The organism is Marivirga sp., from assembly GCF_024636815.1.
GTDB lineage: Bacteria > Bacteroidota > Bacteroidia > Cytophagales > Cyclobacteriaceae > Marivirga.
In genome coordinates this window covers 1-11,837 of the sequence record NZ_JAGXGF010000219.1, presented here as the reverse complement: position 1 = coordinate 11,837, position 11,837 = coordinate 1, and the positions used below count along the sequence as shown (strand labels likewise).

Sequence of the window (11,837 nt, the reverse complement as noted above, 5' to 3'; positions counted from 1 at the left end):
TGCCCCATCATTATCCTTAACTTTAAACTGGAAAGTATAAGTTCCTTCCACTAAATTCTTGAGTGTTGCGGTCGGTTTATCTTGATTTGAAATATTTACAGACGGGCCAGACGCCTTTTTCCACCAATAGGATGCAATCTGACCGTCCTGATCGGTACCTGATCCCACTAAATTAGCACTGTTTGTTGGTAAATTAATAGTAAAATCATTCCCAGCATTTGCTACTGGGTTTAAGTTTCCACCGCTCAAAACTTCAAGTCGCATCACATCACTATGCGTTGAATTGTCATTATCTCGCACGGTAAGTTCAAATTTATAAATACCAGCTAGAAGATTAGAGACTTCAAGCCTCGCATTGTTAGTATTATTCAAGGTGGCCGTTCCACCTAAAATTTTCTGCCATGAATAGCTTGAAATAGACCCATCACTATCAGAACCACTCCCTAAAATTGATATTGAGTTAGTGGGTAAACTAATTTGTTTATTAGAACCGGCATCTGCTACCGGTTTTACGTTCCCATTGTCTAAAACTTCCAATCGCATCAGGTCACTATGAGTTGCATTATCATTATCTCGCACCGTAAGTTCAAATTTATAAATACCAGCTAGAAGGTTAGAGACATCAAGCCTTGCTTTATTGATATTATTTAAGGTAGCAGTGCCGCCAAGAATTTTTTTCCATGAATATGTGGAAATAGATCCATCACTATCTGAACCACTTCCGTAAATGGATATTGAGTTAGTTGGTAAACTAATTTGTTTATTTGAGCCGGCATCTGCTACTGGCTTTACGTTCCCATTGTCTAAAACTTCCAGTCTCATCAAATCAGTGTGTGTTGCATTATCATTATCCTTCACGGTAAGTTCAAATTTATAAATACCAGCTACAAGGTTAGAGACATCAAGCCTCGCTTTATTGGTGTTATTTAAGGTAGCAGTTCCACCTAGGATTTTTTTCCATGAATACGTGGAAATAGATCCATCACTATCTGAACCACTTCCGTAAATGGATATTGAGTTAGTTGGCAAACTGATTTGTTTATTAGAACCGGCATTGGCGGTAGGCGGAGTGTTAGGAGAATTTGAGTCTCTACTTTGTTTCATAAACCACTCATAGATGTTTGGGTTATGCAAGGAATGATCTGTCTTATATGCATTTGACCATGCGTCATGTCCAACTCCAGGATATATTGTCATTTTAGGCGTTGGGGTAATGTCAAGAGTTGATTCCTTTATTGCCTCAACCATATTTATTGTTCTACTTACCGGTACAACACCATCAGCATCACCATGAAAAGCCCAAACAGGAACATCTTCTGCTGCAATCTCATCGGCTTTATTGGTATTATTTCCACTACCGCAAATAGGCGCGACAGCTGCAATCTTATCTGGGAAACTTTGTGCATAATACCATGCACCTCCGCCTCCTAAACTTAATCCCGTTATATAGATTCTATTTAAATCAACTCTAAGTCCTCCACCGAGAACATGTTCAACCACCTCATCCATGTAAGCTGGAGTCCAATTACCCATATTAGTTTTTAATTGAGGCGATATTAAAATAAAAGGGAAATCATGTCCATTTTTCACATACTTAGGTGGACCATTCCTTGCCACTTCCGGCAAGTCACCTTTTACATTTCCTCTTTCACCTAAACCATGAAAGAAAAACATAATCGGGTAATCTTTAGAATTTCCATTATAATCTGCAGGAAGGTATTCATAATACCATGTTCCAGCAGGACTCTTTTTTGCTTCTTGATTTTGAGAAAAAGCTAAGCTTTGATTCAAAATAAAACTAATAATTAATATTAGTACAACTCTGTTTTTAGAAAATAAATCTATCAAGCAGAATTCTCTCTTTAGAATACTTTTTATTAACATAATTTCAATTTGTAGTTTAAAATGTAAGTTATATCGAATTATAAAGCTTATTCATCATAAATGACTACAACCGTACGATAAGGAACGCACATTATTCTGTATAATTCTACATATCAGATATTTTTTTGCTAATTAATTTCATTCGAAGGCCTACATATTCTTTCTCATTGATCATTGCTAGTCAACTTTTACTTGTAAAAACATGCTGAATTTTAATTGAATGGTGATTTATTTTTCGTATACAAAAACTGCTAGAGTAAGCTAAAATGATTAAAAAAAATTTAATAAAAATCAAACTATTTTTAAGAAAGGAGAGATTAAAGTAAAAATTCAAATTTTAAGAGGTTTCCAAACTGGGTGATAGATTTAGGATAGGTAGGTAAAACTAATGTAATGAACCTACTTGAAGTACATTATTTATTTGATTCGCCATTATTTGATTACCATTGGGAGATACATGGCAAAAATCAATGAATATATATTCATCTCCATCAAATGAAGTGCTTAGATCAGACACCCAGGGATATTGCTTTTCTTTTATCTTTTGGTAGAACAATTTATAGATCTCTTTGAAATTGTCGCCTAAAACTGGTCCCAAATCTAAATGATCTGTCCTTGGATTGCCTATATAAGCCGAGGGTTGCAAAACCGCGTAAAACCTTCCACCTCGAGAGGTTACGATATCGTGCGCTATTTCCCAATTGGTCAGCATAAAATCCGCTACAGCTTCTGCCTTAGCAGTTGAACTTACGCAATTATACATTTCATCTCTTTCCGCAGGACTCAACTTCTTAGATAATAGAATTAATTTATCGAAGAATATTTTTCCAATAGCCTCTTTGACAATATTGAAATAGGAAGTGTAAAGCTTTCCTCTGAACATAGGAACAAGTCTATGACCGGGTACATCAACATCTGTGGGACATAAAAATGCAGCATCATTAACGCCATCATAAAAAATCACCACGTCAGATTTCTTTCCCTCCTCATAAAGTGATATTAAAGCATCAAGATTTTGCCTCGAATTATAGGCTAATTGACCATGATTATAAACTTTATATTCTGAATTAAGCTTTTGGAATATGGAAGGAATGGTACTATTATCATCTGCCCCTTCACCCCATAGGGTAGAACCACCAAAAAAACGAATTACTTTAGCAGAATCAGACACATGTGGTACTTTTATAGTTTCTCTTATTCCGTTTTTATTTATATTGGTAGTTTCGCCTTGATATGGCTTTGTTTTCCAGGCTACGAAAGGCTCGTAGAGTTGCTGAACTTTATTGTAATCCTCAAATATTTTTCTTGCGTATCCCTTATCATCCTCATAATTTGGGAGATCAGCTCTACTTTTATTATTACTGCTTTTAAGGTAAATACCCACAAAAAGATTTACCAAAAATAATAAAACAAGAAAAATAGCAAGATTGATGAAAATCAACCTTACTATGGACAATATTTTTTTCAAACTCACTTAGTTTTATTGATTAAAAACTATCTTAAAAACACCCATTTCTTCTTCATTAAGCATTCTTAATTGATAAATTCCATTATCTAATCCTTTTGGAAGCTCTAATTTATAACCACTTTCAATATCTGTTTTATTTACGGTTTCTGATAAGATGATTCTACCATTCAGATCCATAAGCTGTAATCCAATATCTTTACCTTTTAAAGCTCCTGATTGAATATTTAAATAGTATTTATTTGTTGGATTAGGATAAACAAGTACACTCTGGTTATCAAGTTTTCCAACATTAAAAGAAATTAGATATTCAAATGCTTCCGAAATTACGGAACAATTACTATCCTCCAAAATTACGGTATAAGATCCACTTTCAAGCAATAAAATACTTGATAGATCATTATATTCAGCTTGTAACTCATCATTAAAATACCAATAAATATTTACTTCTGCACTAACATTCTGAATAAAAAGTGAATCTCCTTCTACTTGTAGAATTGGTATTTCTATAGAATTAAATTGAACTGGAATCTCAAGTAGTCCATTGTCACTACATCCTAAATCATTTTCAACCACCACTTCAACAGGAAGCATTTCCATGTTAAAATCATTAAGCGTCAAGCTTGCTTCCGTCTCATTCACCAATAATCCTCCGGCAGAATACCATTTGATGGTGTGATTTTCATAATTTCCTTCTAAGGCAACTGTAAGTTCACCTCCAGTGCAGACTGAATAATTTTCCTGCTCAAATACTATTGGCATAGTCTCAACTATTACAATAGGTACTTCTATCAAATCACCATTTGAACACCCTAATTGATTAGATGCCCTTACTGAAATTGGTAATAAATCAGCAGTAAGATTCTCAATTGAAAGATTTGATAAAGTCTCTCCTTCAATCAAATCACCTGAAGCAAACCATTCATATACAGTATTTTCATTCTCATTAATTAAAGTCAAATTAATTTCTTCTCCTTCACATCCTCTATATTCTTCATCAGTTAATTCAATTTGAGGCGTATCGATTAATTCAATTGTATGAGTGGAATTTAACTCGATTTCCTCACAACCAGATATTGAAGCCACAATTTTTAATTCATTCAACCCATTATTTAATGAATTAATATCAATAATAATTTCAATTTTTTCTCCAGTACCCATTGTTTGCGATGAAATTTGGTTACCGTCATAAAATGCTGAATAATATATACCTTCAGTGCTATTTGGAATATTTACGGTAAAAGATTCTGTTCCAACACAAAATTCAGCCTCATCACCCCATTGGATTTCTTGATTTTCAACTATGAAGTTATTTTCAAAATCTCCTCTACTTAATTCAAGCATGGTTTTTTCTGACAAACAACCCTCTGCTGATCTCGATTGAGCTGAAATTAACTCAAAATTATTTCCTATATCATGAAAAAATAACGTGTCTCCAGAGTTTTCAATTGATTCATTATAGGGTTCATTGAACCATAGAATTTCATCTGTATCATTTTGCCTATTAGCAATAAGTATAAGTGAAGAACCTTCACAATCTATGATAAAATCTTTTTGTAAATCCGGAGCACCCACCTCTAATTTTTGCACCTGAAACATTTCATCATTATCATAAACAGTACAACCAGGAAACAATGATTTTACATGAAATTGCTCTGAATTTGAAATCATATAACTACTGTCGATAGAAACCAATATTGACTCACCTGTTCCCGTAATAGGATCAGTAATCTGCATTCCATTTTCATTGGCTATATAATACTGAACACCATATTGGCTATTCTCAATTTCGACATCTACTGATGAATTTCCCGAGCAATATTTATCATCATAAACTAAATTTAAATTCAAATCGACTTCAGGACGAACTAAATTTAAAATAAACCTATCTTGATAGCTATTTATTTCATTTTCATCCACACTAATGTTTAGAATCTGATTTTGATTTAAGGCTATAGTATCCTTCTTGTAAACATCAATCAGTGAAACCAAAGCCAACGGAAAGCGCTCAATATTTTCAAAATTCAGTTTAAAATCGCCACTACTTGCATTATTTATCTGCAAAGGAATATTTAATTCACAAAATTCCATTGACATGGTGTTCATCGCTAGATTCACATTATCAGTTGATTGAGAATAAAAATTTATAATGGAATTTGGACGCTTAAAGCCGTCTTCCATCTTAACATATTCATCAGAGGCTGATTCACGAAATTTAACATAAGTGGCATCCTCTTGATTTGATGGATCCCTCAAAACAATTTTTAAGTGATGATCTTTATTGGGAAGCGTTCTCATAAATTCCGCACCAGATGCATTTTCATTAATTGAAATGGCTTCCTCTGTAATGGTTAAGCTTGGCGTTGAATTCATTGCTTGCACCCAAACTGATTGTCCTGAAGCAATTTCACCATTTACTAAGTCTCCAGTTCCATCGCTTCTATCATAAACAAAGAATTGAGATTTACCATTGGTCGTATTCTTGGCCACCGACACTATATTACTAATTCCACTAGAAATCCAACCTTCGTTTTCCCATTGAATGGTTGCAGCATATGGATTACCAATTAGGCTCCAGCCGTCATCCTCATGACCTGTGCCAATGGAAAGGCTATAAGTAAAATTCCCTTGATGAAGATTACCAAAGTTCTCAATTATAACAGGATTGGTTTCCTCTCGCATAAAAGCTGCATAACCTGTTCCAATATTAATAGGAGAAGTATTATCTGTACCACTTATTGGATACTCTTTCCATCCTCCATTTTCATCATCGTAATAAAATAATGAAGGATTGGAACTTAAGCCAGTCCCTGTACTTGCACCATTAAAGTTTCCTGTAATAGGAAAGAATTCTTGCCAATCTTCAACCGTTATTCCTGAAACAGGAGATGAAATATATCGATACAATCTTGCTGGCGCTATATATCTTTCAACCTTTACCTCCCCCAATAATTGCGCACCATTTTTCATGGGTAAGACTTGTGCTGTGGTAGTATCATTTGATTTTAATACCAAATGACCATTTGATTGGAATGTTCCACCATCCAAATCTATTCTATCAAACAACTCTAACTTATTGTGAAGTTGCATAGCTCCAGTAGTTCCAAATTCCAACCTACTAAGTTTATTCATTATAGTATCAAGTTGAAGGTTGGAAGTAGAATTGCTAGAGGAATTTATACTGATCCTACCAAAGTTAGATGCAATTGAAGCATTGGAGTTATCAGCATTAAATTTACCGGCACCCACTATTTTTAAAGCATGGGCTCCGATATCAAAACGGCTACTGTCATTTAAAACTAATCCGCCACCATTGCCACTTCCCAATGAAACCTCAATCGGATTCAATGCTTGGATAATGACTGTATCTTGTGCTGAAATAGCGATATCGTAGAATTGTAAGTTTCCAATAAGCTCAATATTATGAGATTTATCGCCTGCAAATTCCAAACTTGCCAGATTATCTAAAGCGATTGTAACTGGTTCATCTTGAATTTTCAAATCTCCATAAAGCAATATTTTAGAGAGATTACTAGGAAGCCCTTTCAAACCTAATTGACCAGAAATTTCCAGATCCCCTAAAATTTCTAATGTCCCTTCACCTAGATCTTTTTGGCCGAAACTATTTAGCGTTATATTTCCAAATTTCCCTACTGGCAAATGATCGTAGGTGTTAAAGTAAACATGTGAATTTGCTGCTGAAGGCAAGAACTTAGGAAGATTTGTAGAATTAACATGAACTACCGCATCACCCATTAGTTGAATATTGCCATCCAAAACTGCAGATATATCCAAGGTTTCTCCGGGTTCCACCACTAATTTGGAGATGCTCCCATCAATTTGCCATTGGCTAGTCAAGACAGAATTAGTGCTTCTATTCCTTAAATTGAACACTTGACCGTTTTTAAAGAAATTTTCTGGAGCAGTCCCTGAACCATCAGTAGATAAACCCCAAGTGCTTAATTCATTTAAATCCCCTGTACTTTTCGCATAAAAATTGATTGTAGCATCGGAAGTCACACTAATTCCAGCTGATGGAGATGAAGTATTTCCACTAACATCAACAGCCTCGACTTTAATAATATAAGTGCTTTCAGGTTCCAAATCACTTGTATAAAAAGTGTTGTTATTGCTTTCCCCTATCCATACATCATTTGCATAAACTAAATATTTATCTACTTCATGATTATCGGTAGAAGCAGTCCACATTATTCCAAAATTGGTATAAGTAGTGGAAACTACCTCCAAATTTGAAGGAACGCTTGGTGGATCTGTATCTTCTACTGTAGTAGCATTTACGGTATTAGTGAAAGCCGAACTGCCATTTAAGTTCACTGCCTTAATTTTGTAATAATATGAATGGCCAGGCAATAAATCTACATCTTCATGATAAGTAAACCCATTTTCAATTCGGCCTATCATCTGATAATTTCCACCGCTTTCAAGTGATCTATAAATCTCAAAATGAGTTAAAAATTGCATCAATTTAATCTGTACCTCTGAGAAGATATAGCCGTGCCCTAGTTCGTTTGGATGAATTCCATCACCAGAATCGAAAACTGGCTTAATTGTTAAATCCACTGCTGCCAAAGAATCATATATATCGATTACATAATTGCCGAAATTAGCTCTTACTGAATCTGCCTCAATAGCTAATGTATCCCTTCTGTCAGGTCCAAAATTTCTCGGCTGTGTTGTGGTAAAGAGTGTTTTCACTCCAGCATTATCCGCCAATGCCTTAAGCTCCCTATAATGAAACATGGTAGTATCAACAGAATAGCCTTGTTGAACATTATTAGAGGGCATATTCACAATAATGATATCTGGATTGAGAGAAAGTGCCTTGGTGATGTTTCTTTCTGTATCAGGCGTATCGTTACTACTAGCACTATTGTCACTCCCTGTTGGACGAATGTGATAAGTATTATATCCTCCCAATGCCAGATTAGTTAAAGTATAATTAGTACTGTTTTCACCAAGCCAATGGTCTAAGCGGCCAACCCAGGCGCTGTCAGCAACAACACCATAGCCTTCTGCAGTAGAAGAGCCTAATACTACTATATCTAAATCGTCCGGAATTATGTCTGTTTGTGCCCATGATAAATTGATTTGATCCATACCATCAGCAGAAGCTGTTAAATTTGTTGGAACGGCAGGAGGATTATTGTTTTCAATTGTCCCACTTTTCAGCATTTCATCTGGGATTAACGCCCAATTTCCACCAGGGCTTTTATAATAAACCTCTAAACATTGTCCACCACTTTTTTCAAAATAGGTAACTGTAATTGGATAAGCGCCTACACTTAAATTAAGTATAGCAGGTGCATTATTACCAAAATTACACCCATGTAAACCATCATTATCAAAGACTAAATTAGTTGTATCAAAACCACCAATGTAAAGCCTACTGCCATCACCGGATTTAGTTCTGAATTCATATTCTCCAGCTTGCTCTATATAGATGTAACCATCAAATTTAAAACTAAAATAATCTTCCTGTGTGCGTTCACTAATCGAAAAATTAGGAACTACACCCTTATATTCTATAAAATTCCAATCAATCTCATCCAAAGAATCATATGACCCCGTACTATGCTCATAAGTTAAGCCTTCAAAAATGGTGGTGACATTCACTTGATTACTGGCCATTGAAATATTCCCACTATAGTCTACTGCTTTAACGGTAAATGTAAAATTTCTTCCTTTTGCTAAGTTTTCAATTGTAAAACACGTTGCATCACTATTAGTAGCAACTGAATCTGCACCATAGTAAATGAAATATTGCTTTACAGCTTCATTATCAGAGGAGGCTTCCCAACATAAAGTAGAGGAAGTTATGGTATAATTTTCTACTATTAAATTACCAGGTGTTGAAGGCTTTTCATTATCTGTACCCGTAACAATAGATACTGCTGATGTATATGGAGACACCTTATCATTTGACACTGCTCTTAGTTTATAAAAATACTCTATACCAGAAAAAGCGGTGACATCTTCAAAAGATATAGCATCCTCATCCAGTAAACCTAAGAAATCATAAAAACCATCTACCGCTGTACTCCTGTAAACTTCATAGCCATTTTCAAGTGAATTTTCATCATCCCAGAAAAGACGCACACTACCACTAGAAGTTAAATTTGCTTGTACATTTGCTGGTATTAAAAGATCGGCTGGTGCATTAAAAGTGACATATATATTTTTGGAAATATTACTTGGGCAACCACCAAAAGTCTCAGTAGAAACCTTGTATGTTCCTGCTAATTTAGCATTGTGATAAAAAGTAGTATCACTTAAATCTACTCCATCCTTATTCCAATAATAATACAAATTACTAGCTTCATTAGTCTGAATCTGTACTGAATCTACACCATTGATATCAGGTAAATGAGTAGTATTTAAAGCCGTGATTTTCGGGGTTTTGACAATACTTTCTTTAATCACTATCGGTTCAGACCAATTATTCCATTGATCTGCTGTAGGGTTTTCATGAAATCGGCTAAACCTAGCCCTGTAAGTTCCAGCTATATCTGCATAAGCCGTAGCAGAATCCAGTCCCGTAATAATTTGTCCGTCCCTTTCCCATTCATACTTCCTAAAACCACGCGGCACCCCTAATTTAGCCCCTTGCCCATTACTTGTACAAATGGTGCTATCACCATAATAAACAAATATATCTGAGTTGTCTTTTTCTTTAATCCATGAGAAGAAATCAGGCTCTTTGTAAGCCGTATTCCAGGTTCCATGCCCCAGATTTTCATACAGAGTATATCGGACACTTCCGCCCATCTCTTCAAACCATCTCACCAATGAATTGGTCTGACTAACAGTAGGGTTGCTGTCTTTGCCGCCTTGAAAAACCCACATAGGAATATGTGCCATTTCTTCACTATCTTGAACCTTTGTATTAGCAGAAGAAGGAGACATTAATAAAACTCCAGCAAATAATGCCGGATCAGTTTTTAATAAAGTAACCACATGCTGTGCACCGTTGGATAAACCATGAACCACTACTCTATTTCTGTTAATATTATATTGATCAAGAACATTATGAATAACTCTTACTACATTTTTAATTTCGCTGCCACCCCATCCATTTGAATTTTGTGGAAAAAGTACAAATCCTGGGAAATCTCCCGTTCCCAAAGTAGGATCATTGGGCAATTTAGTTCCTGCACTGTTAACAGCATCTAAATGTTGCCTACCACCATGCAATAAATTATGATCATTATTAAAAAGATTATTAAAATCTCGCTTAATTATCTTCCCAGATGCATTTGCTTCGAATGTAAAATCATTTAGCTGAAATGATTGATCTGTTAAATTAGTTGAACTTACCTTATATATTCCTTTATAATTTCCAATAGTTGAACTGTTAATTTCAACTTCCATTCCAGCAGTAAATTCATGTACCAAACTACTTGTAAAAACAGCATTCCCACTAACTAATTCAACAGTAAAATACTTTGGTCCTGCTTGTGGTTCATTAACTAAAGGATCCCAACTTGGGCTTGCATAATAACAATTATTACTCCAACAATTTCCCCTTTCTCCTGCACCATGCAACATGATAATCAAAGGATATCCATCCTCATAATTTTCATCATATCCGTTTGGTTTTAGGAGCCTAAAGTTTAATTTGAATTCCGGTAATTGGCTTCCATCATCTATAATATGCCCTTGTTCATATTGATCTGAATCCCAGTTTGTTCTATCATAATAGCTCGTCACACCTCCAGCAGTATCTTCTCTAAAACTGTAGGTTCCATCCAAAATTGGGTACCTATCAATATCTAATTTAGGCCCAGTAGCATTATCAGGCTTTTCATGAAACTTATATCCATATAAGTAATTATCCACTATTTGTGCAGAAGTAATATTTATAGAAAAAATTAATATTATTGACAGGAGTGTAAGTATCTTATTCATATGCGTTAAATTATTAATAATCATATAGATAAATGATTTAATTACATTATAAGGTGCAATATATAGTTTATTATATTTGATAATACCTTCATTTTTTAGATGTAACTTTTATATATATTTTCAACGTAATAATTTAGCAATAGATGAGCTTTTGGAGCATTATTTTAAATAAATCAATAGGAATAATAAGGACAAGCTGAAGAAGCGTGCTTTAATGATTGTTATGGTGCTTTTATCAATAAAATAAAAAGAGCTTACCAAATGAAATATTAAGATTTTAACAGGAAAATCATTCATTTAAAATGAAGGTGGTTCTCAATGGGCGAAACCCGATGATTGCTAATTTTTGAAATTAGTTTTCAGATGAGTTGAAATAAAATAAATGGAAATCCTTTTCAAGTATTCCATTCCTGAGAGTTCTATTATTAACCTGAGTTCGACTCTAATTTGTAAATTCAGATTTTCATATAATTCAATAGACAAGGCGTCTTTGAGAAGATATAGCGGGCTATATCGAGGGAAGATAACGCAGTATATTGGATTATATGGAAAAGCTTTTCCT

At 34.6% G+C, this 11,837-nt stretch carries 4 protein-coding genes; 1 reads left to right on the top strand and 3 read right to left on the bottom strand.

Translation table 11 applies throughout. From position 1 onward, the window contains the following. The 3 genes from Q0L29_RS15600 to Q0L29_RS15590 form a co-directional block, all read right to left on the bottom strand. The coding region (locus tag Q0L29_RS15600) for an alpha/beta fold hydrolase (RefSeq protein ID WP_296623129.1) at window positions 1–1,791 on the bottom strand (1,791 nt) is incomplete at its 3' end. A gap of 478 nt (window positions 1,792–2,269) precedes the next feature. Beyond that, entirely contained in the window at window positions 2,270–3,352 is a 1,083-nt protein-coding gene (locus Q0L29_RS15595; protein ID WP_296623127.1) for a hypothetical protein, read from the bottom strand. 12 nt (window positions 3,353–3,364) lie between these two features. Then, the gene (locus Q0L29_RS15590) at window positions 3,365–11,275 is read right to left on the bottom strand and encodes a GDSL-type esterase/lipase family protein (protein ID WP_296623126.1); all 7,911 of its coding nucleotides are present in this window, start codon (window positions 11,273–11,275) and stop codon (window positions 3,365–3,367) included. Window positions 11,276–11,657: 382 nt separating this feature from the next. Here Q0L29_RS15590 and Q0L29_RS15585 point away from each other — a divergent pair. Continuing rightward, window positions 11,658–11,837, top strand: a 180-nt coding sequence (locus Q0L29_RS15585) for a hypothetical protein (protein WP_296623123.1), incomplete at its 3' end; no start/stop codon positions are given.